Source organism: Actinoplanes sp. NPDC023801 (assembly GCF_040639655.1).
Classification (GTDB): domain Bacteria; phylum Actinomycetota; class Actinomycetes; order Mycobacteriales; family Micromonosporaceae; genus Actinoplanes.
In genome coordinates this window covers 186040-211372 of sequence record NZ_JBFAAI010000017.1, presented here as the reverse complement: position 1 = coordinate 211372, position 25333 = coordinate 186040, and the positions used below count along the sequence as shown (strand labels likewise).

18 protein-coding genes and 1 riboswitch are annotated in these 25333 nt (G+C 71.2%); of the genes, 10 read left to right on the top strand and 8 right to left on the bottom strand.

The features are described from left to right. Positions 1–97: 97 nt before the first annotated feature. From hrpA to AB0G04_RS28235, 3 genes are all read left to right on the top strand, one after another. Positions 98–4012 (top strand): ATP-dependent RNA helicase HrpA, encoded by a 3915-nt coding sequence (gene hrpA / locus AB0G04_RS28245; protein ID WP_360988425.1) that lies wholly within the window; start codon positions 98–100, stop codon positions 4010–4012. Positions 4013–4093: 81 nt separating this feature from the next. Beyond that, positions 4094–4480: a DUF6401 family natural product biosynthesis protein gene (locus AB0G04_RS28240; RefSeq protein ID WP_360988423.1), complete on the top strand. Its 387-nt coding sequence runs from the start codon at positions 4094–4096 to the stop codon at positions 4478–4480. A gap of 57 nt (positions 4481–4537) precedes the next feature. Continuing rightward, complete coding sequence (locus AB0G04_RS28235) at positions 4538–5272, top strand: LamG-like jellyroll fold domain-containing protein (protein ID WP_360988421.1); 735 nt, start codon at positions 4538–4540, stop codon at positions 5270–5272. Between the two features lie 404 nt (positions 5273–5676). On the opposite strand, the gene AB0G04_RS28230 is transcribed toward AB0G04_RS28235, so the two are convergent. From AB0G04_RS28230 to AB0G04_RS28215, 4 genes are all read right to left on the bottom strand, one after another. Continuing rightward, positions 5677–5919 carry a hypothetical protein gene (locus tag AB0G04_RS28230; protein ID WP_360988419.1) on the bottom strand — a complete coding sequence of 81 codons (243 nt, stop codon included), beginning with the start codon at positions 5917–5919 and terminating at the stop codon, positions 5677–5679. A gap of 848 nt (positions 5920–6767) precedes the next feature. Continuing rightward, the gene (locus tag AB0G04_RS28225) at positions 6768–7823 is read right to left on the bottom strand and encodes a cobalamin-dependent protein (RefSeq protein ID WP_360988417.1); all 1056 of its coding nucleotides are present in this window, start codon (positions 7821–7823) and stop codon (positions 6768–6770) included. Continuing rightward, complete coding sequence (locus tag AB0G04_RS28220) at positions 7820–9493, bottom strand: PP2C family protein-serine/threonine phosphatase (RefSeq protein WP_360988415.1); 1674 nt, start codon at positions 9491–9493, stop codon at positions 7820–7822. The genes AB0G04_RS28225 and AB0G04_RS28220 overlap by 4 nt, the downstream gene beginning before the upstream one ends. 65 nt (positions 9494–9558) lie before the next feature. Next, entirely contained in the window at positions 9559–10332 is a 774-nt protein-coding gene (locus AB0G04_RS28215; protein WP_360988413.1) for an exodeoxyribonuclease III, read from the bottom strand. A gap of 85 nt (positions 10333–10417) precedes the next feature. On the opposite strand from AB0G04_RS28215, the gene AB0G04_RS28210 reads away from it, so the two are divergent. Beyond that, on the top strand, positions 10418–11050 hold the full coding sequence (locus tag AB0G04_RS28210) for a hypothetical protein (RefSeq protein WP_360988411.1): 633 nt from the start codon (positions 10418–10420) through the stop codon (positions 11048–11050). A gap of 5 nt (positions 11051–11055) precedes the next feature. Here the strand turns inward: AB0G04_RS28210 and AB0G04_RS28205 are convergent, their stop codons facing one another. Further along, positions 11056–13386 carry an EAL domain-containing protein gene (locus AB0G04_RS28205; protein WP_360988409.1) on the bottom strand — a complete coding sequence of 777 codons (2331 nt, stop codon included), beginning with the start codon at positions 13384–13386 and terminating at the stop codon, positions 11056–11058. Between the two features lie 29 nt (positions 13387–13415). Further along, positions 13416–14225: a universal stress protein gene (locus tag AB0G04_RS28200; protein ID WP_360988407.1), complete on the bottom strand. Its 810-nt coding sequence runs from the start codon at positions 14223–14225 to the stop codon at positions 13416–13418. Positions 14226–14397: 172 nt separating this feature from the next. Between AB0G04_RS28200 and AB0G04_RS28195 the strand changes: the two genes are divergently transcribed. The 6 genes from AB0G04_RS28195 (at position 14398) to AB0G04_RS28170 (ending at position 22404) form a co-directional block, all read left to right on the top strand. Then, complete coding sequence (locus AB0G04_RS28195) at positions 14398–15681, top strand: citrate synthase (protein ID WP_360988405.1); 1284 nt, start codon at positions 14398–14400, stop codon at positions 15679–15681. Positions 15682–15818: 137 nt separating this feature from the next. Continuing rightward, positions 15819–17369 (top strand): gluconokinase, encoded by a 1551-nt coding sequence (locus AB0G04_RS28190; RefSeq protein WP_360988403.1) that lies wholly within the window; start codon positions 15819–15821, stop codon positions 17367–17369. A 169-nt stretch (positions 17370–17538) separates the two neighbouring features. Beyond that, positions 17539–17668, top strand: a riboswitch (cobalamin riboswitch). Between the two features lie 33 nt (positions 17669–17701). Next, positions 17702–19879 carry a VWA domain-containing protein gene (locus AB0G04_RS28185; protein ID WP_360988401.1) on the top strand — a complete coding sequence of 726 codons (2178 nt, stop codon included), beginning with the start codon at positions 17702–17704 and terminating at the stop codon, positions 19877–19879. Between the two features lie 208 nt (positions 19880–20087). Then, a complete protein-coding gene (gene cobO / locus AB0G04_RS28180) occupies positions 20088–20687 on the top strand; it encodes a cob(I)yrinic acid a,c-diamide adenosyltransferase (protein WP_360988399.1) in 600 nt (199 codons plus the stop codon). Next, on the top strand, positions 20681–22021 hold the full coding sequence (locus tag AB0G04_RS28175; RefSeq protein ID WP_360988397.1) for a cobyrinate a,c-diamide synthase: 1341 nt from the start codon (positions 20681–20683) through the stop codon (positions 22019–22021). Before cobO ends, AB0G04_RS28175 begins: the two co-directional genes overlap by 7 nt. Beyond that, positions 22018–22404 (top strand): cobalamin biosynthesis protein, encoded by a 387-nt coding sequence (locus AB0G04_RS28170; RefSeq protein ID WP_360988395.1) that lies wholly within the window; start codon positions 22018–22020, stop codon positions 22402–22404. The genes AB0G04_RS28175 and AB0G04_RS28170 overlap by 4 nt, the downstream gene beginning before the upstream one ends. Before the next feature lie 76 nt (positions 22405–22480). Here the strand turns inward: AB0G04_RS28170 and AB0G04_RS28165 are convergent, their stop codons facing one another. Further along, complete coding sequence (locus AB0G04_RS28165; protein ID WP_360988394.1) at positions 22481–23965, bottom strand: glutamate--cysteine ligase; 1485 nt, start codon at positions 23963–23965, stop codon at positions 22481–22483. 180 nt (positions 23966–24145) lie between these two features. Next, the gene (locus tag AB0G04_RS28160) at positions 24146–24667 is read right to left on the bottom strand and encodes a hypothetical protein (RefSeq protein ID WP_360988392.1); all 522 of its coding nucleotides are present in this window, start codon (positions 24665–24667) and stop codon (positions 24146–24148) included. Between the last annotated feature and the right edge of the window lie 666 nt (positions 24668–25333).

Sequence of the window (25333 nt, the reverse complement as noted above, 5' to 3'; positions counted from 1 at the left end):
CCCGTCATCCGGGTTATCGACGGACCGCTGCCGGGGGACACGGGGCGGTGTTAATCACCAGGCGTTCCGGGCCGCTTGCGCCTATTCTTGGCGCGCCATGTCGATAACGCCTTCCGCCACCTTGCGCACCCAGATCTCCGAGTTGCTCCCGCGTGACCAGCGCCGGCTCCAGCGCCGCCTCGAGGGGACCAGGCGCATCCGCGACGACGACGCCCGCTCGGCGGTGCTGGCCGAGATCGCGGCCGAGACCGAGCAGGCCCGGTTGCGCCTGGAGAGCCGGCTCGCGTCGGTGCCGGCGGTCACCTATCCGCAGGCGCTGCCGGTCAGTGCCCGCAAGGACGACATCGCCACCGCGATCCGTGACCACCAGGTGGTCGTGGTCGCCGGTGAGACCGGTTCCGGCAAGACCACCCAGATCCCCAAGATCTGCCTGGAGCTGGGCCGGGGTGTCCGCGGGCAGATCGGGCACACCCAGCCCCGGCGGATCGCGGCCCGGACCGTCGCCGAGCGGATCGCCGAGGAGCTCGACCGGCCGCTCGGTTCGACCGTCGGTTACAAGGTGCGGTTCACCGACCAGGTGAGCGATGACACCATGATCAAGGTGATGACCGACGGCATCCTGCTCGCCGAGATCCAGAACGACCGGATGCTGTACCGGTACGACACGCTCATCATCGACGAGGCGCACGAGCGCAGCCTCAACATCGACTTCATCCTCGGTTACCTGCGTGACCTGCTGCCCAAGCGCCCCGACCTCAAGCTGATCATCACCTCGGCGACGATCGAGACCCAGCGGTTCGCCCAGCACTTCGCCGCGGCCGGCGGCAAGCCGGCGCCGGTCATCGAGGTCTCCGGGCGGACCTACCCGGTCGAGGTCCGCTACCGGCCGTTGCTGACCACCACACTCGTCGAGGACGACGAGGTTCGCGAGGAGCCGATCGACCAGATCGACGGCATCGCGGCCGCTGTCGACGAACTTCCCCGCGACGGCGACATCCTGGTGTTCCTCTCCGGCGAGCGGGAGATCCGCGACACCGCCGACGCGCTGAACAAGAAGGATCTGCGTGGCACCGAGGTCGTCCCGCTCTACGGACGGCTCTCCTCGGCCGAGCAGCACCGGGTCTTCGAACGGCACAGCGAGCGGCGCATCGTCCTGGCCACCAACGTGGCCGAGACCTCGCTGACGGTGCCCGGCATCAGATACGTGATCGACCCCGGCACCGCCCGGATCAGCCGTTACAGCCATCGGCTCAAGGTGCAGCGGCTGCCCATCGAACCGGTCTCGCAGGCAAGCGCGAATCAGAGAAAGGGCCGATGCGGCCGTACGTCCGACGGCATCTGCATCCGCCTCTACTCGGAGGAGGACTTCGAGCAGCGGCCCGAGTTCACCGAGCCGGAGATCCTGCGCACCAACCTGGCGAGCGTCATCCTCCAGATGACCAACCTGGGACTCGGCGACCTGCAGAAGTTCCCGTTCATCGACCCGCCGGACAAGCGCAACATCACCGACGGCGTCAAGCTCCTCGAAGAGCTCGGGGCGCTCGAGGACCGCAAGCTCACCCCGATGGGGCGCCAGCTCGCCCAGCTCCCGGTCGACCCGCGGCTGGCCCGCATGGTCATCGAGGCCGACCGGCAGGAGTGCCTGGCCGAGGTCATGGTGATCGCCGGTGCGCTGTCCATCCAGGACCCGCGGGAGCGGCCCGCCGAGAAACAGCAGCAGGCCGACGAGAAACACGCCCGGTTCGTCGACAAGGAATCGGACTTCTTCAGCTACCTCAACCTGTGGCGCTATCTGCGGGAGAAACAGCAGGAGCTGTCCGGCAACCAGTTCCGCCGGCTGTGCCGCAGTGAGTTCCTGAACTATCTGCGGGTACGTGAGTGGCAGGACATCTACTCACAACTCAAGCAGGTCGCCCGTACGCTCAATCTGTCGTTGAAAGAGGATTGGGAAGCCGGAGTCGCGCCGCAACCGGTGCACACCGCCCTGCTCGCGGGTCTGCTCAGCCACATCGGCATGAAGGACCAGGAGAAACGGGAGTACGTCGGCGCGCGCGGCGCGAAGTTCGCGATCTTCCCGGGGTCCGCGCTGTTCAAGCGGCAGCCCCGCTGGGTGATGTCCGCCGAACTGGTCGAGACCAGCCGCCTGTGGGGCCGGGTGAACGCCCGGATCGAGCCGGAATGGGCCGAGAAGCTCGCTCCGCACCTGGTCAAGCACAGTTACAGCGAGCCGCACTGGGACCGCAAGATGGGCGCCGTGATGGCGTTCGAGAAGGTGACTCTCTACGGGTTGCCGATCGTGCCGCGCCGTCGCGTCGGTTACGGCAAGGTCGATCCGGTCGTGTCCCGGGAACTGTTCATCCGGCATGCGCTGGTGGAGGGCGATTGGGAGACCCACCACAAGTTCTTCGCCGAGAACAAACGGCTGCTCGAGAAGATCACCGAGATCGAGAACCGGGCACGGCGGCGTGACATCGCGGTCGATGACGAGACCGTGTACGCCCTCTACGACGCCCGGATCCCGGCCGATGTGGTGTCGTCACGCCATTTCGACGGCTGGTGGAAACGGGCCCGGGTCGAGAAGCCGGATCTGCTGACCTTCACCCGTGAGGACGTGGTCAATGCGGGCCGGGACGCCATCGATCCGAACCAGTTCCCGGACGCCTGGCTGTCCGCCGGCATCAAGTTGCCGCTCTCCTACAGTTTCGAGCCCAACTCGCCGGCCGACGGCGTCACCGTGCGGGTGCCGCTCGACCTGATCAACAAGATCGACGCCGACGACTTCGGCTGGTCGGTGCCCGGCTTCCGCAAGGAGGTCGTGATCGCGCTGATCCGGGCCCTGCCCAAGCATCTGCGCACCAGCTTCGTGCCGGTACCGGACTGGGCCGAGGCCGTCCTCGACCGGGTGCCGGTCCGGCGCGGGCCGCTGCCCGACGCCATCGGCAACGAGCTGCGGCGGCTCACCGGCACCATCGTGCCGCGCGACGCCTGGCGGCCCGAACAGGTGCCCGAGCATCTGCGGATGAACTTCCGGATCGTCAACGAGGCCGGTGACATCGTCGCCGAGGGCCGCGACCTCGACGTGCTGCGCCGCCAGCTCGCGCCCAAGGTGCAGGCCACCATCTCGAAGGCGGCCGGCAACATCGAGCGGCGCGGTATCACCGCCAACGATTTCGGGGCCATCCCGCGCCGGGTCGCCCAGGTACGCGGCGGTTACGAGGTCAACGTCTGGCCCGCGCTCGTCGACGAGGGCGACAGCGTGGCGATCCGGGTGTTCGAGGACGAGGCGACCCAGCGGGTCGCCATGGTCGCCGGGACCCGGCGGCTGCTGCTGCTCACGCTGCCACCGGCGGCGCGGTTCCTGCAGGGGCGGCTCGACAACCGGGCCAAACTCGAACTGTCCCGCGCCAACCCGTACCGCTCGATCGCTGACCTGCTCGACGACTGCGCGGGCGCCGCCGTGGACCGGCTCGTCGCCGACGCGGGCGGACCGGTGTGGTCGTCGGTCGAGTTCGCGTCACTGCGCGACACGGTCCGGCAGGATCTGGTCGACGCGGTCGCCAACCTGGTCACCCAGGTACGCGCGGTGCTGTCCACGGCGTACGACGTGGAACAGCGCCTCAAGTCGTTGCGGGACCCGGCCTGGCTGCCCGCGCTCACCGACATCCGGCAACAGCTCAAGGGCCTGGTGCACGCCGGGTTCGTCACCGAGACCGGGTGGCGTCAGCTGCACCAGATGTCCCGCTACCTGCGCGGCATCGTCCACCGGCTGGACCGTCTCGGCGGCAGCCTGGCCCGGGACCGTCAGCTGACCACGCAGATTCACGAGATCGAGTCGGAGTACCGGGAACTGCGCAACTCGGCACCCGCCAACGGACCGGCCACCGAAGGGCTGCGTGAGATCCGCTGGATGATCGAGGAGCTGCGGATCAACTACTTCGCGCAGGCACTCGGTACCGCCTACCCCGTCTCCGACAAGCGCATATTCAAGGCAATGGACGCGTTGCCGCTCTAGCCGGTTGCAGGTTGGTGCGGCCCCGGTGCCGTTCGGTCACGCCCCTGTCGTGGCCGCACGGCGCCTCTTAGGGTTCTCGGCATGACGAACGAGAACCTCGCCTTCGCCGCCCCGATCGCCGCCGCCGTTGCCGCCGCCCGCCCGGCCGGCGCCTACCTCGACGAGATGATGGCCCGGGTCGGTGTCGACGGTCTCGCCGCCGCCTTCGCCGAGCCGGCCCTGCTCGCCCGGATCGACCAGCACGCCGCCGCCGTGCGGGAGGCGCTTCTGGACGCCGGCCGGATCATCGACGCCGAGGGCCTGACCGCCTATGCCCGGTCGATCGCGGCGGGTGCCGTGCGGATCGGCCGCCCGCTCCCCGAGCCCGGCTTCGCGCCGATGACCGCCCCCGAGTGGCTGGTCGCCGGCTTCCCGCTGCTGCGACTGGTCGCCGTTTGCATGATCGCGGAGTCCGAGGGCCTCCTCTAACGGACGACATTTTCCGGACTTTATGCACCAAACCGCCCAGTACGTCATCTTTTTCTCATGAAGATCCTCAGGCTCTCGGCCCTGACCGCCATGCTCACGCTGCCCCTGCTCGGCGCCCCCGCCCACGCCGCCGCCGAGCCCACCGGCCCGGCACTGGTCGCCCGCTACAACTTCGACGGCGGCGCCAACGCCGGCAAGATCTCCGAACTGTCCGGCCGGGGCACCGCCCTCACCATTCGCGGCTCCGCCAACGGGCAGGTCGCCATCACCTCCGAAGGCGCCAACCGGTTCGCGTCCTTCCCCGGCGTCTGCGCCGCCACCGCCACCACCTGCGCCAAGGCGCTCCTCGAAGCACCCGACGACGCCGACCTCGACCCGGGTACCCGCAACTTCCGGTGGGCCGCAAGCGTACGGCTCACCACCGCCCAGCTCAGCGGCAACGCCAACGTCATGCAGAAGGGCGTGGCCAACGCCGAGAGCCAGTGGAAGATGCAGGTCACCGGCCGGACCGGCCGCGCCCAGTGCGTGATGGTCGCCCGTACCACCGGCCAGACCTTCTCCGCCATCTCGGCCCGTTCCGTCGCCGACGGCGCCTGGCACCGCATCGTCTGCGAACGAGTCGGCACCACCCTCGCGGTCTCCGTCGACGGTGTCGCCGGCGCCAAGGTCACCCTGCCGTCCACCACCTCGGTCGACAACGCGATGCCGCTGCGCGTCGGCGGACCCAACTTCGCCAAGGACAGCGACATGTACCACGGACAGCTCGACGAGGTCTTCGCCCAGCTCCTCTGACCGGTCGCCGTATCGGCCCAGGCGGCGCGTCGGTCTGGTTCCGGTCGGTCCGGTCGCCGTATCGGCTCGGCCGCCGCGCCGGTCTGGTTCCCGTCGGTCCGGTCCGCGCGTCGGCTCGGCCGCCGTATCGGCCCGGCCGGAGCGCGGGCAATCCGGCGTCATCGCCGCGCAGCCCCAGCCGTGGCCGGCAGCGGCTGTTCGAAGAAATGCCCGGCGTCGCAGGCGGCGCCGGGCATTCTCGTTGCGGATCGCGGCGCCGGGGCGTTTCCATGTGTTCCCGACGCGACATGACCACGGCATTCCTCTGTGGCCGCTGAACTGGCGTGTAGATACCACGCCGTTGCCGGCCAGGCGATTGTCCGGCCGGTGGGACCGGACCGGCTCCAGTCCGGTGCCACTACCTGTCAGCTGCGGCGGAACGCGTAGGAACGGCCGCCGGAAGCCCGGTCGGCACGGCCCGCGCGGTCGCGGCCGGAACGTTCCCGGGCCGCTTGACGGGCGTCGCGGGCGCCGTGGTGTGCGCCGGTCGTACCGGTCTGCCGGTCGTCCGAACCGCCGGTCGTGGTGCCGGGACGCAACGCCGCGGCGATGTCGCGCTGGGCGATCTCGTCGAGGTTCAGGTGCACGGAAAACGGTTTGGCAGGCATAAGGATTACCTCCTTGCGGCTCCCGGCTACGGGAGCGGGGCACGTCGCGCCACGGAGGCGCAACGGTGTGATCAGCGTTCAGCGACGGCCGGGCCGCGATGCCGGAGCTCGCGACGCGGAAGTCCGGTGTCCGGCTGGAGAACCGCTGCACCGGAACCACGGAAAGTGCGGCCGGAAGGCCCGGACGGGGTGCGAAGCACCGGCCCGGACGTGCCGGAACCCAGAACGGAGAGACGTGCGGACCATCCCACTCCGGCCGGGCGCGGCGAGCGGAGAACAACGCGGCCCGCAGCCACAGCGCGTGAACGCGGCGGGCGGCAGGCAGCGGTCGGGAAGGCATCACAGCATGGCGGCAACGGTAATCCGGGCACTCTTCTGGGCGCCACCCATTTATTGCACGACTCCCGCCGACGGTCGGCACCCGTCCATTCCGGCCCTACGCCGCGACAGGCGTCACCAGCCGTTCTCCTGATGACCTTGTGAGGATGTGGTGGTGGCGCTCGACTTCCGCCATCCCAGGCCCGTCGACTGCCCAGGGCGCGGCAGCTCTCCAAAGGCATGCCACCCGCCCCGGACAGCATTCCTCCCATGCACGTGGTGAGCTGCGGCTCGCCGATGGGCGTGGGTCACCACGCTGCGGGCGGCCCGTCCCGCGTGGTGAGCTGCGGCTTGCCGGGGCTGTGGTGGTCGCGGCGGCGCAAACTCTCGAATCCCGCGTGGCGGGGTACAAGGGCGGCTGATGGGTGCCGGTTGGCCGGTGGCGCTTCATGCCGGGCGGGTGGTGAGTGCCGGTGGATGCCGAGTGGCGTGCGTCCGGAAGCTGCGTACGTCGCAGGGCAAAAGAGCAATCAGTCGGGTGGAAGGGCGGCGAGCGCCGCGTCGATCATGGACGTCGCGGCCGGGAAGTCGACCAGCTGGTCGCGGATCAGGCCGATGCCGACGCTCAGGGCGGTCGGCGGGACGCCGCGGGAGGTGAGTACCCCCGCCGTCCACTCGGTGAAGTCGGTGAAGATAGCTTGCTCACCGATGTAGAGGGCGGCCGCCAGGAAGTCGGTGATGTGGCCCATGTCCTCGGTGGTGGCCTCGAGCTGGCTGTCGTCGTAGTCGCGGGCCGGGGGGTACGCCGTCGTGAGGCGGCCCATCGCCGTCGTGATCAACTGAGGACGGGATCGGACCAGGTGGGTGTACTCCTCGTCGCCGAGGAAGGCCTCGCCGTCGGGCATCGGGAAGTCGGTCACGTTGCGGGGCGGCCAGTCGCCGGCCAGCAGGGCCACGGCCTCCTCGCCGGTGCGGGCCCAGGCGTGGGCGCCGAGACGTTCGGCCCAGCGGCCGCCGGGGCCGAAACCTCGGCCGCCGGCGATCACCGGTACGCCGGCCGACCGGCAGGCGGTGATGGCGGCGTGGGCGCGGGGGAGCCGGGTCGGGATCATGCAGCTCAGGGCCACCGCGTCGGGGCCGGTCTGGTGCAGATGGGTGATCAGGTGCCGGCCGGGGACGCTGGCGCCGAGGAAGTCGACGCGCCAGCCGTCGAGGCGCAGCAGCTCGGCGAGCATGCGGGCGGGCAGGCCGTGCCATTCGCCGTCGACGCAGGCCAGCGCGATCCGGCCGCGGTCGGGAGGCGTGGTGGTGCGGGCGGCGACGGCGGCGAGCGCGCGTTCGCCCACGGCGGTGGCGGCGTGTTCGCGGGCCACCGACCACTCGTTGGCGGCCCACAGGTCGCCGACGCGGGCCTGGGTGCCGCCGATCAGGTCGACGATGATCCGCTGCGCCGGGACGCCGTCGTCCAGCAGGTCGTTGACCAGGTCGGTGGCGCCCGGCTCGTCGCCGTCGGAGACCAGGCCGAGGTACCGGTCGGCGAGCTCACCGCCGATCGGCGGTGTGATGGTGCCGGCGGGCGAGGTCATGAGCGGTTCCGGGGACGGCGGTCGCCGCGGCGGGCGGCGATGACGTAGGGCGACTGGGCCGGTGCGCCGCCGCCGCGCAGGCTGAGCGGGGTACGGGACGGAGCGCGGACCGCCAGCATGGCGATGTCGTCGGAAGCGCCGCCGCGCACCCAGTCGGAGACGAGCTGGCGGATCCGTTCGACGGTGGCGGCGCCGGGCATGCCGCGGCACTCGGAAAGCGCCTGCCGGAGACGGCTCTCACCGAACTGTTCGGTGCCGGTGGTGCCGCCGCGGGCCTCGGTGAGGCCGTCGCTGTAGAGCAGGCACAGCTCGCCGGGGTTGAGTTCGACGGTGGCGGGCCGGACGACGACGCGTGGCAGGACACCGATCAGGGTGCCGCTGGTGGGCACCTCCTCGACCTCGCCGTCGTGCCGCAGGACCAGGGGCGCCGGGTGGCCGCCGCTGGCGAGTTCCAGCCGGACCCGGCCGTGGTCGACGCGGTGCACCGAACCGATGACCATGGTGACGAACCGGGGCTGCCGGGACGACTGGAGCAGCACCTCGTTGAGCACCGTGAGCATTGTCGCGGGCTCGGTGTGCACCAGGCGCAGCGCGCGCAGCGTCTGGCGGACCTTGCCGGTCAGCACCGCGGCCTCCGGGCCGGTGCCGCAGACGTCGCCGAGGGCGATCACCGTGTCGGTGCTGGACCCCGCCGGACCGAACACGTCGTAGAAGTCGCCGCCGATCCGCAGTGCCTCACGGGCGGCCTGGTAGGAGCCGGTCAGCTCGAAACCGTCGGGCTCGGGCAGCTCCGGCGGCAGCAGGTCGGCCTGCAGGACCGCCGTGGTGTCGACCTGCTCGCGGTAGAGGACGGCGGCGGAGACGGCCGCACCGGCGCGGGCCGCGAAGATCCGGGCCAGGACCTCGTCCTCGGTGGTGAAGACGGCGTCCGGGCCGCAGCGGGCCAGGATCAGTGCCCCGGCCGGCTCGGCGTTGCCGGGCAGCGGGATCACCAGGAGTGCCCCGAGCGGGCCGAACCCGGCCGGCACCAGCCAGCCGGGCACCTGTGCCGGGTCGAGCCAGCGGCTGGGGATGGGCGGGAAGCCGGCGAGCGCCTCGATCAGGCCCGGCACCTCACCGAGCTTGGGCTCGTGCAGCGTGCCCTCCTCGACCGGCAGGCCCGGCAGCAGGCGGGTCCACGTGCTCTGCCGGCGTTCCATGGGCAGGACGACCATCGCGGCGTCGGCCAGGTGCGTCGCGGCCAGCTCGACCATGGTCCGGACGCAGCGCCGCAGGTGCAGGGAAGCGGAGAGCCGGCGGCCGGCCTCGGCGAGGAAGGCGGTCCGGGAGCGCTCGACCTCCAGGGCGGTGGTCCGGGCGAGTTGCTCGGTGTGGTCGCGGAGGAACCAGGCGTGGTGCCCGTCGTCCAGGTCGCGGCGCATCCCGTACAGCTGGCGGCCCTCGTGCTCGGCCTGGAAGGAGTCGGCGCCGTGGTGCGGCAGGAGCGCGGGGACGGGGTGGCCGGGGCGTGCGGCGGGCAGCAGGCGGCGGGCTGCCGCGTTCGCTGTCACCACGGTCCGGCCGGCCGTCGAGCACAAAACCACGGCCTCGGGGGTCGCCTCGAAGGCGGCCTGCAACAGAGCCGGCGCAGGCGACAGCGACTCGCCGATCGCGGGCGTCCGCGCTGTCATCGTCTGCTCCCCGTTTCTCCCCCGCCGGACCTTTCAGAATCGACACCAGCCTACTTGCTCACGATTCAATCGGTCAGATCAACCACGATCGGGGCGTGGTCGGAAGGACCTTTGCCCTTGCGGGCCTCGCGATCCACGTACGCGTCGGTGACCCGCCCGGCGACGTCGGCGCTGCCGTACACCAGATCGATCCGCATGCCCTTGTTCTGATGGAACATCCCGGCACGGTAGTCCCAGTACGTGAACGGATGGTCACCCTTGAGCGGCCGGGCCGGGACGTCGGTCAGGCCGATGTCGCGGATCGCGGCGAGGGCGGCCCGTTCCGGCGGGGTCACGTGGGTGGACCCGGCGAAGACGGCGATGTCCCACACGTCGTCGTCGGTGGGAGCCACGTTGTAGTCGCCGGCGACCACGAGCGGACCGGCCTGCAGATCCGGGATCAGGGCCTCGCGCAGCGCGGCGAGCCACTGCAGCTTGTAGGCGTAGTGCGGGTCGTCGGGGGTGCGGCCGTTCGGCACGTACACCGACATGAACCGGATGCCGCCGCACCGGGCGCTGACGGCGCGCGCCTCCGGGCCGGGGTAGCCGGGTGCGCCGGTGAAGCCGCGGCGCACGTCGTCGAGGCCGATCCGGGAGAGCACGGCGACACCGTTCCAGCGGCCCTGGCCGTACGCGGCCGTCTCGTACCCCAGTTCGGCGACCTCGGCGGCCGGGAAGCCGTCGTCGGCGACCTTGGTCTCCTGCAGGCAGACGACGTCGGGGGCGGTTCCGGCGAGCCAGTCGAGCAGACGGGGCAGGCGGGCCTTGACCGAGTTGACGTTCCAGGTGGCGAAGCGCATACCCGATTTCTACCGGTGAATCGCCGAAGTCGCCCTCACAGCCGCGGGGTCTTTGGAAGGTTTGTCGTCGAGAGGGGGCGACGACGTGCGCGTGGAGATCATGGACGAACTGCCGGCCGAGATGATGGAGGAGGCCTGGGAGTTCTACAAGGATTGCTTCAGTGACCTGCGGATCCTCGCGGTCAACCGGCACCTCATGTACCGGCACGAGTTCGAGGAGGTGATGGGCGACAAGCGAATCGACAAGCACGTGGCGATGGACGAGAACGGCATCGCCGGGATGGGCACGATCACGAACAACCTGGAGTCGGTTCCGCTGATCTCGGCGGACTACTTCAAATACCACTGGCCCGAGTTGTACGAGCAGCGCCGCCTGTTCTACTGCCTGTTCGCGGGCTCCGCGCTGGGTAACCGTGGCCAGGGCGTCTTCGTGGCCCTGCAGCGGGCCATGTACGCGCCCATCGAGGCGGTGGACGGCAAGGTGTTCTTCGACATCTGCGGGTTCAACGAGGAGCGCAACCAGCTGCCGCGGATGATCGCGATGATCCTGAGCCGGGCCTCGTCGGCCGGCCGGGCGCAGCCGACCCGGCTGGACGCCCAGTCGTTCTGGATGTACGAGTTCCCGAAGGACGACATGCCGTTCCGGCGTGCCGAGCGGCGCGGGCTGCCGAACCGGCTCTCGGGCGACCAGCCGGAACGCCGCTCCGCCAAGGTCTGACGATCTCAGTCGGGCCGGCGATGCCGGCCCGACGGGTTCGACACGATCGCCGGGATCTCCGGGCCGCGCAGCACCACGTCCCGCCAGCGTTCGGCGAACTCGGGTGCCGGCACCGCCGCTCCCCACAGCCAGCCCTGCGCGTTGACGACGCCGACCGCGTACAGCGCCTCGCGCTGCAACGGCGTCTCCACCCCCTCGGCGATCACCGACAGGCCGAGAGCGTGACTCATCGCCACCACGGCACGGACGATCTCGTCGTCCTCGTGGTTGACCCCGAGACCGGTGACGAACGAACGGTCGATCTTGACACCGGTGACCGGGAAGCGGCGCAGGTAGCCGAGAGCGGAGAAGCCGGTGCCGAAGTCGTCGACGAGCAGCTTCACACCCAGTTCGCGCAGTTCGAAGAGGACCCGTGAGGTGACGCTGGAACCGTCCACCATCACCGACTCGGTCATCTCCAGGGCCACGCACTGCGCCGGTACCCCGTAGCGGACCATCTCGCCGGAGACGATCAGCGGCAGTTCCGGGTCGGAGAGCTGGCGCGGCGACACATTGATCGACAGGTAGAAGTCGTCGCCGACGGTGCCCTCGGAGCGCCAGACGCCGAGCTGGCGCAGCGCCTCCTTGCGGACCCAGGTGCCGATCGCGGTGATCAGGCCGGCGTCCTCGGCGATCGGGATGAACGTCATCGGCGGGATCGGCCCGCGTTCCGGGTGCAGCCAGCGCACCAGCGCCTCGGCGCCGACCGGGATCCCGCTCTCAAGGCGGACGATCGGCTGGTACGCCACGTGCAGCTGCTCGCCGGCGAGCGCCTGCCGCAGCGCGACCTCCAGCTCGATGCGTTCGCGTACCTGGGCGTGCATGCTGGTGTCGAAGATGGTGGAGCGGCCCGGCCCCTCGCCCTTGGCGCGGTACATGGCGGTGTCGGCGTCCCGCATCAGCGCCTCAGCCGTGACCGTGGCGTTGTCCGGGTCGGCCTCGGCGTGCGAGATGCCGATCGACGCGCTGATCACCACCTCGTGGTCGCGGACCGTGTACGGCCGGGAGAAACAGCCCCGGATGTCGTCGACGAGGCGCAGCGCGCCGCCCTTCTCACCGATGAAGGCGAGCAGGAACTCGTCACCGCCGACCCGGGCGACCGGGATGCTGCCGGGTACCGCGCTGCGCAGCCGCCGGCCGACCTCGATCACCAGCTGGTCGCCGGTGTCGTGGCCCCACGAGTCGTTGACCCATTTGAAGCCGTCCAGATCGAGCATGTAGACCCACACCCGGTCGTGTCCCTCGGGATCGGCCACGGTGACCAGGCGGGCGATCTCCGACGTCATCGACTGCCGGTTGGGCAGCCCGGTCAGTGGGTCGTGGGTGGCCTGGTGCTCGGAACGCAGCTGGGCCGCGACCTGGGCGCGGACCGCGGAGATCGCCCGGATCAGCAGCAGCGCGACCGACAGCCCGGCGGCGACCGCGATCAGGGACCGCCCGGTGACCGACCGGGAGACCGGGGTGAGCAGCAGTACGTACGGTACGGCCAGCGCGGGCAGCAGCAGCGACATGCGCGGCCAGGACCAGGCCTGGACGGGTGGTTTGGCGGCCCGGCCCATGTCCACCACGGACGGGTGCAGCGCGGCCACCCCGAGAGCGGTGTAGGCCAGCATGAACGGCACGTTGAGCAGCGGCGATCCGTAGATCCTGCCGCTGACCCCCTCGATCGCGTAGGCCAGGTCGCCGACGAAGATCCCGATCATCATGGTGAGCAGCGCCACCAGGCTGACCGGCCAGTGCTTGGCGGTGAAGGTGAGGTTCACCGTGAGCAGCGCCAGCATGACGTCGAACAGCGGGTAGGTGCCCTGGATGATCGAGAGCACCGGGTCCCGGCCGGCGATCGCGGCGGCCGGCAGGGCCAGCAGCAGGGTGCTGGCGACCCCGGCGGACAGGCAGACCGTCAGCCCGTCGAGTGCGGCGTGCCGGTCCAGGCTGCGCCGGCGCTGCAGCAGGATGAGCACGAAGGCGCCGAGCAGCAGGTATCCGCTGAAGGAGGCGGCGTCGGCCAGCAGCGGCCACGGCATCGCCATGTCGGTCACCGTGGGCCGGATCAGCACACCGATCATGAACACCAGCGCGGCGGCGGCCATCGAGCGCCAGGCCGCCGGCGGTTCGGCGGCCCAGCGGCGCGGACCGACGAAGCAGGCCGCCACCACTGTGACGGCCAGCGCCGCGAACGCCGCGCTGCCGAGTGTCGACGACGGGAAGGCGATGTAGACGACCGTGGCGAGGATGCCGGCGGCGGCCATGGCCTGCCAGAGCCGGCGGGCGATTCCCGGCGGAAGTACCGATCGCACCGGGCATTCCTCCCGTACAGCCCGAAGACCTATGTATGCGTCAACGGTAGCAATACGGGCACCCCGTCACCGGGCTTCACGAAACCTGCCGGGGGGCTCGCTCCGTGCACGAACACGGCCGGGCAGGCCGCCCGGTGCAGCACTTCACCGGCGGTCGTGCCGAGCCGCCGGGTCGCGGTGGCGCCGCGCGGCCCGAGCACGATCATCCCGGCCTTGCCGGACGCGCGGACCAGGGTGGCATCCGGCGGGCCGGTCAACAGAAGCCGGCGTACGGCGGTCGCCCACGGTGCCCGTGCGAGCACCTCGTCGAGCACCCGCTCCCCGTCCTCCTCCCGTTCCGGCGCCGCCACGTGCACCACGTGCACGGGCCCTCCGCGCCGGTCCGCAGCCTCCGCCGCGAACCGTAGTACCAGCACCGAGCAGGGTGATCCGTCCACGGCGGCCAGCACCGGGCCGGACGGTGTCCGCGGGGTGCGGGTCACCGCCACCGGGCACCAGGCCCGGGCCACCACCTCGACGAGCGGACCACCCACCACGACCAGGACGGCGCCGCGGCTCAGGCGCAGAAGGACCCGCGCAGGCGGGCCATCCACGAGTTGACCCCGCGCGTCGACGCCGGGTGTGGAACGCTGGGCGATGGAGACCGCCTCGTCGACCACGTGCGAGGCGACCCGCCGGGCCGGACCCCAGCCGGCGTCGCCGGGGCCGGCGAAAGCGTGCACGACCTGCAACACCCGCCCGCGGGAGGCCGCCTCCCGCGCGGCTAGGCGGACCGCGGCCGCGTCGGTCACCGGATCGCCGACTCCCACTACGACGGGTCCGTCACTCGGGATCTTCATGGGCCCTCCGTAACGAAGTCGCAATATACCGACCATTGTCTATGGCGCAACGACCCATACGTACTGGTGACCAATGCCTCAACCGGTGGCCACCTGATGACCCATTCAGGTTGAGGGTTTACGGTGAACGGCAAAATCTTTGGGACATCTGCCGGTGAAGTGAGGGAAATACATGACGGATGTCAAGCTCGACCACCCCGGTGGTCAATTGTCGATGGCGGTCACGAAGGCCGTCGACGGGCCGGGCGGCATCGACGTCAGTGCTCTGCTGAAGGAGACCGGTTACGTAACCCTCGACCAGGGGTTCGTGAACACCGCGTCGACCAAGTCGGCGATCACTTACATCGACGGTGACCAGGGCATTCTACGCTACCGGGGTTACCCGATCGAGCAGCTGGCGGAGAAGAGCACCTTCCTGGAGGTCTCCTATCTGCTGATGAACGGCGAGCTGCCGACCGCGGCTCAGCTGCAGGACTTCGCGGACAAGATCCGCGTGCACACCCTGCTGCAGGAGGAGATGCGGACTTTCTTCTCCTGCTTCCCGCGTGACGCGCACCCCATGTCGGTGCTGTCGTCCGCGGTGACCGCGCTGTCGACCTTCTACCAGGACGCGCTCGACCCGCTCGACGAGGAGCAGGTCGACATCTCCGCGATCCGCCTGATGGCGAAACTTCCGACTATCGCGGCGTACATCTACAAGCGGTCCATCGGCCACCCGCTGCCGTACCCGGACAACTCGCTCGACTACGTCGAGAACTTCCTGCGCCTCACCTTCGGCCTGCCCACGGTCAACTACAACGTCGACCCCAAGGTCGCCAAGATCCTGGACATGCTGTTCATCCTGCACGCCGACCACGAGCAGAACTGCTCGACCTCGTCGGTGCGCCTGGTGGGCTCGGCGCAGGCCAACCTGTTCGCGTCGGTCTCGGCCGGCATCAACGCCCTTTCCGGCCCGCTGCACGGCGGCGCCAACGCGGCCGTGCTCGAGATGCTCGAGCAGATCCGCAAGGACGGCGGAGACGTCAACTCGTTCGTCACCCGGGTGAAGAACAAGGAAAAAGGCGTCAAGCTGATGGGCTTCGGCCACCGGGTCTACAAGAATTACGACCCGCGCGCCGCCATCGTGAAGAAGGCCGCCCAGGAGATGCTCTCCACCCTGGACAAGCCGGATCCGCTGCTGGAGATCGCCTTCAAGCTCGAGGAGATCGCGCTCTCCGACGAGTACTTCATCTCCCGCAAGCTGTACCCGAACGTCGACTTCTACACCGGCCTGATCTACAAGGCCATGGGCTTCCCGACCAACGCGTTCACCGTGCTCTTCGCGATCGGCCGGCTCCCCGGATGGATCGCGCAGTGGCGCGAGATGATGCTCGACCCGGCCAACAAGATCGGCCGCCCGCGGCAGATCTACACCGGCTCGCCGGTCCGCGACTTCGTGCCGCTCGACCAGCGCTGACCCGGATCCACCTCAGCAGCGCCCCGCCGGACTCCCGGCGGGGCGCTGCTGTGTGTGCGCCGCGGGGAGGGCTTGGCCGGTGGCCCCGGCGGGCATGAAAGGCTCCCACGGCAGGGAAGTGCGGCAGGAGGAGACGTATGGACGTCGTGATCGGCATCGACACCGGGACCACCTCGACCAAGGGAATCGCCGCGGGGCCGGATGGTGAGATCCGCGCTCTGACGAGTGTCCACTACCCGCTCGCCGTGCCCGCTCCGGGCCGCGCCGAGCTCGACCCGGTCCAGCTCGCCGACGCGGCGCGGAAGGCATTGATCGACGTGGCCGCGGCCTGCCGTGAGCGCGGCGACCGGGTGATCGCGATCAGTCTCAGCTCGTTCCTGCACGCGCTCGTCCCGATGGACGGCGACGGCAAGCCGGCCGGGCCGGTCGTCACCTGGGCCGACAACCGGGCCGCCGCGCAGTGCGAACGCATCGTCGCCGAGGGCCGGGCCAGAGAGCTCCAGGCCCGCACCGGCACCCCGGTCCACCCGATGTCGCCGCTGCCCAAGCTTGCCTGGTGGGCCGAGACCGACCCCGGCACGCTGCGTGGCGCCGCGCGCTGGGGCGGGGTCAAGGAGCTGATCGTCGCGGCGCTCACCGGCGGGCCGTTCCAGGTCGACCTGTCGATCGCCTCCGGCACCGGCCTCTACGACATCCACGCCCGGCGGTGGGACGACGAGGCCGTCGAGATCGCCGGGGTACGCCACTCGCAACTGGCCGAGGTGGTGCCGACGACCACGTCCCTGCGGCTCAGCACCGAGATCACCGCCGCCGCCGGCCTGGACGCCGGCACCCCGCTGATCATCGGCGCCGCCGACGGGCCGCTGGCCAACCTCGGGGTCGGCGCCACCCCGGCCGGCATCGGGGCGGTGTCGCTCGGCACCAGCGGCGCCTTGCGTACCGTCGTCGGCGTTCCCACCGCCGACGCCGCCGGCCGGCTCTTCTGCTACGCCCTCACCGAGGACCGCTGGGTGATCGGCGGAGCCGTCAACAACGCCGGCTCGGTGGTCCGCTGGGCCGGGCAGACCCTGATGCCCGGCGGCGACGGCGAGGACGCCGACGAGCGGGACGCGGCCCTGCTGGAGGAGGCGTCCCGGGTCGTCGCCGGCAGCGAGGGCCTGCTCTGCCTGCCGTACCTGCTCGGCGAGCGGGCCCCGTGGTGGCGGCCCGGCCTGCGCGGCGCCTACCTCGGGCTGCGCCGCGAGCACGGCCGCCCGCACCTCGTCCGGGCCGCCGTCGAGGGTGTCTGCCAGCAACTGGCGCTGGTCCGCGACTCGTTCGACGCCGAGGGCCACCCGCTCACCGAGATCCGGGCCACCGGCGGGGCGGCCGCCTCCAAACTGTGGGTCGACGTGCTCGCCGCCGCCCTGGACCTGCCGGTCACGGTGGCCGACGTGCCCGAGGGCACCGCGCTGGGCGCCTGCCTGCTCGGCCGGCACGCCCTCGGTGAACTGCCCGACCTCGACCAGGCCGCCGCGCTGGTGCATACCGGCCGGCCGGTCCGCCCCGACCCGGACGACGCCGAGTTCTACCGCCGGCTGCGGCCGCTCGTGGAGAAGTCCGCCCTGGCCGTCCTGGACGTCGTCGCCGAACTCGACCGCCTCGCCCCGGAACCTCTCCCCAGCACCGAGAAGGCCGTCCGCTCCTGATCAACCCTGGCTGGACGCCACCGTTGTCTCATCGACGCCGAGACAACGGTGGCGTCCAGCCGGTTGCTCGTCCCGGCGGGACGGTGGTGACCGAACCCGCCCAGCCGGTTGCTCGCCCCGGCGGGACGGCCGTGACGGACCCCGCGTTGACGGGTGCCCGGCCGGTCGGGAAGAGTGACCGGCGAGCGGTAGCGGAGGAACCCGGTGCGAATCCGGGACGGTCCCGCCACTGTGACCGGTGGCTCGTCGACAGGGCTTTCCGGGAGCCAGGAACTCCGGCCGCTCGTGACAACCGACGCGCGGGCGTGGACACCCGCACCGAAGGGATCCTGGTGACGACTCCGTACCCGTTCTCGGCTGTGGTCGGCCTCGACGACCTACGTCTCGCCCTGCTGCTGACCGCGGTGTCCCCGGCCGTCGGCGGGGTTCTCGTCCGGGGCGAGAAAGGCACCGCCAAGAGCACCGTGGTCCGCGCCCTGGCCAGCCTGTTGCCGCAGGTTACGGTCGTGCACGGCTGCCGGTTCGCCTGTGACCCGGCCGCGCCCGACCCCGCTTGTCCCGACGGCCCGCACACACCGGGCGGGCCGTCGGACGACCGGCCCGCGAGCCTCGTGGAACTGCCCGTCGGCGCCACCGAGGACCGCGTCGTCGGCACCCTCGACCTGCAGCGGGCCCTCAGCGACGGCGTGAAGGCGTACGAGCCGGGACTGCTGGCCGCCGCACACCGGGGCGTCCTCTACGTCGACGAGGTCAACCTCCTTCCCGACCACCTCGTGGACCTGCTTCTCGACGCCGCCGCGATGGGCCGCGCCCACGTCGAGCGGGACGGCGTCTCGGTCAAGCACGCCGCCCGGTTCCTGCTGGTCGGCACCATGAACCCGGAGGAGGGCGAGCCCCGCCCGCAACTCGTCGACCGGTTCGGCCTGGTCGTCACGGTCGCCGCGCCCCGCGACGCCCGCCAGCGCGCCGAGGTGGTCCGGCGCCGGCTCGCCTACGAGGCCGACCCGGCCGGTTTCGCCGCCCGCTACGAGCAGCAGGAACGTGACTACGCGGCGCGCATCGCCGCGGCCCGCGCCGTTCTGCCGTCGGTGGATCTGCCGGACGCCGAACTCGATCGGATCGCCCGCGTCTGCCTCGCCTACGGTGTCGACGGCATGCGTGCCGACATCGTGGTGGCCCGCTGCGCGGTGACGCTTGCGGCCTGGCACGGCCGCGACCGGGTCACCGCCGACGACGTCCGCGACGCGGCCCGGCTGGCCCTTCCGCACCGGCGCCGTACCGACCCGCTCGACCCGCCCGGCACCGACGAACAGAAACTCGACGATGCCCTGGCCGAGGCCGAACGCCAGGCCGAGGAGGAGGACGCCGCGCCACCGGAGACGCCGGGCGTCCCGGGCTCCACGGACCCCTCCGGCGACGACGGTCCCGACGACGACGGCCCGGGCGGCGGAGGCGGTTCTCCCGGCCCGCAGAACCCCTCCGGCGGTACGGGCGGGAGCACCCACCCGCCGAGCGAGTCCGACATGCCCGCCGGCCCCGGCCGGGAACCCTCGCCGGGACCTGATCCGTCGGCGTCCACCGACGACCCCGCCACCGGCCGGTCACCGTCCGGGGCGGTGGCCGCCGCCGGAACCGCGTACCGTCCGCGCACGCTGCGGATCGCGGCCCGTGGCGAGGGCGGTCACGCCGGCCGGCGCTCCCCGGCCTTCGCCCGGCGCGGCCGCGTCGTGGGTGCCCGGCTGCCGCAGGGCAAGATCTCCGGCGCTCCGCACCTGTTCGCCACCCTCCGAGCCGCCCTGGACCGAGCCGCCCTGGACCGACCCGCCCTCGACGGTGCCGGTGCTTCTGAGGGCGGCGCGGCCGGCGCCGCCGGTGCGGTACGGGGGATCCGGGTGGAGCCGCGGGACCTGCGCGAGTCGGTGCACGTCGGGCGGGAGGCGAACCTCGTGCTCTTCGTCGTGGACGCCTCCGGTTCGATGGCCGCACGCAAGCGGATGACACTGGTCAAGACGGCCGTGCTGTCCTTGCTGCGAGACGCCTACCAGCGGCGGGACCGGATCGGGATGATCACCTTCCGGGGCAGCGACGCCGAGGTGGTGCTGCCCCCGACATCAAGCCACGAGGTGGGCGTGCAGCGACTGGCAGCCCTGCGGACCGGCGGCCGCACGCCGCTCGCCGCCGGACTGCGGGCCGCCGTCGCCACGATCGCCACCGAACGCCGGCGCGACCCGCGTCGCCGTCCGCTGCTGGTGATCGTCACCGACGGCCGCGTCACCAGCGGGCCCGACCCGCTACGGCTGGCATCGGCGCTGGCCGGTGTGTCCACCGTGGTCGTTGACTGCGAGTCCGGGCCGATCCGGCTGGGCCTGGCCCGCCGGCTCGCCGCCGCGCTGTCGGCAGACGTCATGCCCCTGGAACAGCTGGACGCCACGAGTGTTCGCCGCGGTCCGTCGTCGCCCCCGCCGGGGCCCGGCCACGCCCCGGATCGCGCCTACCGGCGCGCTGCGTGATCCGTACAGCCGCGGGACGTCCCCGAGGCGTAGCTCAGCAAGTCTTCGCCGACCCAAAAGCCGGCCGGCGGTCCGGACACGCGCTCGCGCCCCCGAAACCCGTTCGGGGGTACGGCTCCCGGTCGAGACGCGAGGCGGGACCGGCTGGCCGTACCGGCGAATCGCGGCAGTCAGCGATGCGTAACGAGTGGTGGTTCGAGGAGGGGTTGTGCCGCAGGGAAAAGTCACCAGCGTGCCCGATGACGGGCTGACGACGCGGCAGCGCCGGCGGCAGGCGGTGTTCGCGGTGCACACCGGGCCGGGCAAGGGCAAGTCGACGGCGGCGTTCGGGATGGCGTTGCGGGCATGGAGTGCCGGCTGGCCGATCGGGGTGTTCCAGTTCGTCAAGTCGGAGAAGTGGAAGGTCGGTGAGGAGGCCGCTCTCAAGGCGCTCGGGGAGGCCGGGAAAGCTCCGGTGACCTGGCACAAGATGGGTGAGGGCTGGTCCTGGATCCAGCGGGCCGGCACCGAGCGCGACCATGCCGTGGAGGCCGCCGAGGGGTGGGCGCAGATCAAGCGGGACCTGGCTGCCGAGACCTACCGGTTCTACGTTCTGGACGAGTTCACCTATCCGATGAAGTGGGGCTGGGTGGACGTCGCCGACGTGATCGAGACGCTCGCGAACCGGCCCGGTACGCAGCATGTGGTGATCACCGGGCGGGACGCGCATCCGGATCTGATCGCGGCGGCCGACCTGGTGACCGAGATGACGAAGGTGAAGCACCCGATGGACGCGGGTCGTAAAGGGCAGCAGGGCATCGAGTGGTGAACCGGGTGGTGATCGCGGCTCCGGCCAGCGGGCACGGCAAGACGACCGTGGCCACCGGGCTGCTGGCGGCGTTCGCGCGGCGCGGCCTCCGGGTGGCGCCGTTCAAGGTGGGGCCGGACTACATCGATCCGGGCTATCACGCGCTCGCCGCCGGGCGGCCGGGACGCAACCTGGACCCGGTCATGGTGGGGGAGAACCTGGTCGCCCCACTGTTCGCGCATGGTTCGGCGGGTGCCGACCTGGCGATCGTCGAGGGCGTGATGGGCCTGTACGACGGGCGGACCGGCGCCGGTGAGGCCGGGTCCACGGCACAGGTCGCGGCGCTCCTCGACGCTCCGGTGATCATGGTGATCGACGCGGCGGCGCAGGGCCGGTCGATCGCCGCGCTGGTGCACGGCTTCCGCAGTTTCGGCAACGCCCGGATCGCCGGGGTGATCCTCAACCGGGTCGGGTCGGACCGGCACGAGCAGATCCTGCGCGACGCCTGCGAGGAGGTCGGCACACCGGTGCTCGGTGCGTTGCGGCGCGCCGACGCGGTCGCGGCGCCGTCCCGGCATCTCGGGCTGATCCCGGCGGCTGAACGCCACGCCGAGGCGCTGGCCTCGGTGGACGCCATGGCGACGCTGATCGCGGCGTCGGTCGACCTGGACGCGGTCGCCGCGGTGGCGCGTTCGGTCCCGCCGCTGGCGGCCACCGCGTGGACACCCCTCATCGAGGACCCGGTGCCGGGCGGTCCGGTCGTCGCGGTCGCCGGTGGTCCGGCTTTCTCCTTCTCGTACGCCGAGACGACCGAACTTCTGACCGGGGCGGGAGCGACGGTCGTCCCGTTCGACCCGCTGCACGATCCGGCACTGCCCGCGGGGGCACGGGCACTGGTGGTCGGCGGTGGCTTCCCCGAGGTGTACGCGTCCGCGCTGTCCGGGAACGCCGAGCTGCTGGCCGATGTCCGGAACTTCGGTGGTGTCATCGCGGCGGAGTGTGCGGGCCTGCTGTGGCTGTGCCGGACCCTGGACGGCGAACCGATGTGCGGGGTGCTCGACGCCGACGCGGCCATGACACCGTCGCTGACCCTCGGCTACCGGGACGCGGTGGCACTGTCGGACAGTCCGCTCGCCCCGGCCGGTACCCGGGTCACCGGGCACGAGTTCCACCGGACCGCCGTACACCCGAGGTCCGGCTTGCTGCTGTCCCCGGCCGGCGGTGCCGCCTGGGCGTGGCGCGGTGCCGACCCGGAGGGGTTCGCCGGCTCCCGGCTGCACGCGTCCTACCTGCATCTGCACTGGGCCGGCACGCCGGCGCTGGCCCGTAACCTGGTCGCCGCCGCGGTCCGGTGATCGTTCTCGGGCTGGGCGCGCGCAGCGGTGCCGCGGTGACCGCCCCGGTGCTCGCCGCTCTGGCCGGGGCGGGCCTCACCCCCGCCGAGGTCGGCGTGCTCGCCACCCTGGACCGGCGGGCCGCGGAGAACCGGGTGCGGGCGCTGGCCGGGGAGTACGGGTGGCGGCTGGCCGGATATCCGGCGGACGTCCTGGCCGCTCAGCCCGTGCCGAATCCGGGGCGCGCGGCTGCGGCGGCGGTCGGCAGCCCGAGTGTCGCCGAGGCGGCCGCCCTGCTGGCGGCCGGTCCCGGCGCGGTTCTGCTGCTGCCGAAACAGGCCCGGGACGGGGTGACCGTGGCGATCGCCGCATCCCGGACCCCCGAGGCGTCCCGGAATCCCTGAGCCTCCGGGATCCCCGAGCGTCCCGGGAACATCGAGCGTCCCGGGAACATCGAGCGTCCCGGGAACTGAGCCGTGATCAGCCCTTGCCGGCGGCCGGCCATTCGTGCACCGGGATGTTGTCGTGCATCAGCGGCACGTAGCGGCGCACCATCTCGTGCAGGGCCGCCTGCCGGTCGTGCCCCTGGGCCTCCAGCGCGTGCAGCGTCTCCACCTGCCAGGCCGCGCCGTTGCGATGCCGCAGGCAACGCTGCTCGATGATGCCGAGCAGCCGATCGCGCTGGGCCGGCGAGACACCCCACAGGTCGAGGCCGTCCGCCGCCTGCGGCAGCAGACGCCGCAGCACCAGCTCGGTGACCGGCAGGGTGCCGTGACCCGGCCAGAACACGGTCGCGTCGATGCCGTGCCGGGCACAGTTGTGGAAGTTCTCCTCGGCGGCCCGGAAGCTCATCTGCGTCCAGAGCGGCCGGTCGGCCTCGGCGAGGGTCCGCACCAGGCCGTAGTAGAACGCGGCGTTGGCGATCGTGTCGGCGACCGTCGGCCCGGCCGGCATCACCCGGTTCTCCACCCGCAGGTGCGGGCGGCCGTTGACGACCGCGTAGATCGGCCGGTTCCAGCGGTAGACCGTGCCGTTGTGCAGCCGCAACTCGCTCAGCTCGGGGATCTCACCGCGTTCCAGGATCTCGGCCGGATCGTGGATGTCACAGATCGGCAGGAGGGCCGGGAAGTAGCGGACGTTCTCCTCGAACAGGTCGAAGACACTGGTGATCCAGCGTTCGCCGAACCACACGCGTGGGCGTACACCCTGTGCTCTTATCTCCTCCGACCTGGTGTCGGTGGCCTGTTCGAACAGCGGGATCCGGGTCTCACGCCAGAGCTCGCGGCCGAACAGCAGCGGCGAGTTCGCCCCCAGCGCCACCTGGATGCCGGCGGTGATCTGCGAGGCGTTCCAGTACGCCGCGAACTGGGCCGGGCTCACCTGCAGATGGAACTGGGTGCTGGTGCACGCCGCCTCCGGAGCGATGGTGTCCGTGGTGACCGCCAGCCGGTCCACCCCGTCGATGCGGATGTCCAGGTCCTCGCCGCGGGCCGCGAAGATCTGCTCGTTGAGCAGCTGGTACCGCGGGTTCACGGTGAGCGCCTCGCCGGTGAGGTGCTCGCGCCGCAGCGTCGGCAGGATGCCGATCGTCACCATGTGCGCGCCCGCCGCCCGGGCCCGTCGCTCCGCCTGGTTCAGGCTGGACCGCAGGCCCCGCTCCAGTTCGGCGAAGTCGTCACCGGCCAGCCGCCGTGGTGGCAGGTTGATCTCGATGTTGAACTGGCCCAGCTCCGTCTGGAAGTCCGGGTCGGCGATCGCACCGAGCACCTCGGCGTTGCGCATCGCCGGGTCGCCGTGGTCGTCGATCAGGTTGAGCTCGATCTCCATGCCGGTCAGAGGCCGCTCGAACTCGAAGCGTGCCTCGCGCAGCATCGTCGCGAACACGTCGAGACTGCGGCGGATCTTCTGCCGGTAGCGGGTTCGGTCCTCGCGGGTGAAATTGGTCTGGTCGACTTTCTCGCCCACCGCGCACCACCTTTCGAGCCGTCTTAGAGACGCCAGGAGACAGCGCGGCGCCGTAGCCGCCATCCCCCTCCCTCATGATGACGGTTGTCGATGGCGGAGCGCCCGGTGCCGACCGTCCATTCTCGCCAGATGTTCAAACGATCTTCCATGGGCGCTGTTCCTACCCGGTCGGCCGGAATTTCATCCCAGCCAGAAGGCCATCACCGCGCCGAAGATGGTGATCCCGACCGCGGCCTGGACCAGCATCGCCGGGCCCAGGTGCGACCACTGCGTCGGGATGCGCGGGGTCAGCGGCTGCATCGTCGTCAGGTTCACCACCTGCGTCAGCCGTACCGGCAGGGTCGGATCGGCTTGTGGCTCGGTGCGCACCTGGACCAGGTCGCCGCGGTGCAACGCCGACTGCGGCAACTGCCCGTGCATCTCGATCTCGTAGATCTGCCCGAGGTCGTCGCGCAGCCGGACCGGCGTCACCAGGAACTCCGGGCCCTTGCGCAGCTCCTTCAGGGTGCGCCGGGCCGGTTTCATCCGCATCAGCGAACCGATCAGCTGAGCGATCCCGGCGAGCAGGAAGACGGCGAGGGCGACCGGCCGGCCGATGCGCACCTCGCGGGTGTAGGACGTCTGGAAGCCGACGAAGCGGCCGGTGATGATGGGGCTCACGTGCCGGAGGATCCGCTCGCGGTGCAGTTCGGTGTCGTCCATGGGGGGTCACCTCCTGGAAGTACATCAATGCTACGGAGCGAACGCGCCTCAATACCGTGAGTGAATTTCCTCTCACTGCATACCGCTCGGCCTCCCCCTCCGTCCCGCTTTCCGGCATCCGGCACCCGGATCTGCACTGATCTGGGGAAATCCGCCCTCCGAGGACCCCCGAAGGGGTGAACTGGAGCGGAGCCGAGCCAACCGGCGGGACCGTCGTGTCGTCCCGGCTGGTGGACAGGCGGGGGATGGGGGCGACAAGGCGATGGCATCGACTTACGTCAAACCGGAGAGTGTGCTGGCGCGAACCGCGACCAGAATGGTCGAGGCACACGGCGGTGGGCTCGGGCCGCACGACGGGATGACCGAGTGTCCGGCCTGCGGTGAGCCGCTGCCCTGCCGTACCGCCCAGGCCGCCGGTGAGGTCCTTGCCGCCGCCGGTCTAGCCGAAGCTTCCGGCCTCGTCGCCGCCACCCGTCCCGCCTGGGCCCCGTCCGGCCCGCCCGGCACACCGTTCCCGTCGGCGTCCGGCCTCATGCCGTCCGCCGTCCCGTCACCACCGCCCTGGGCGGTCGAGGAGTCCCCGTCACATGGCCGAACTGACAATCCTGCTGGTTCTGATCCTTCCGCTGTCCCTGGTCCCTCTGCTCCCGATCTGGCCGGCGACCC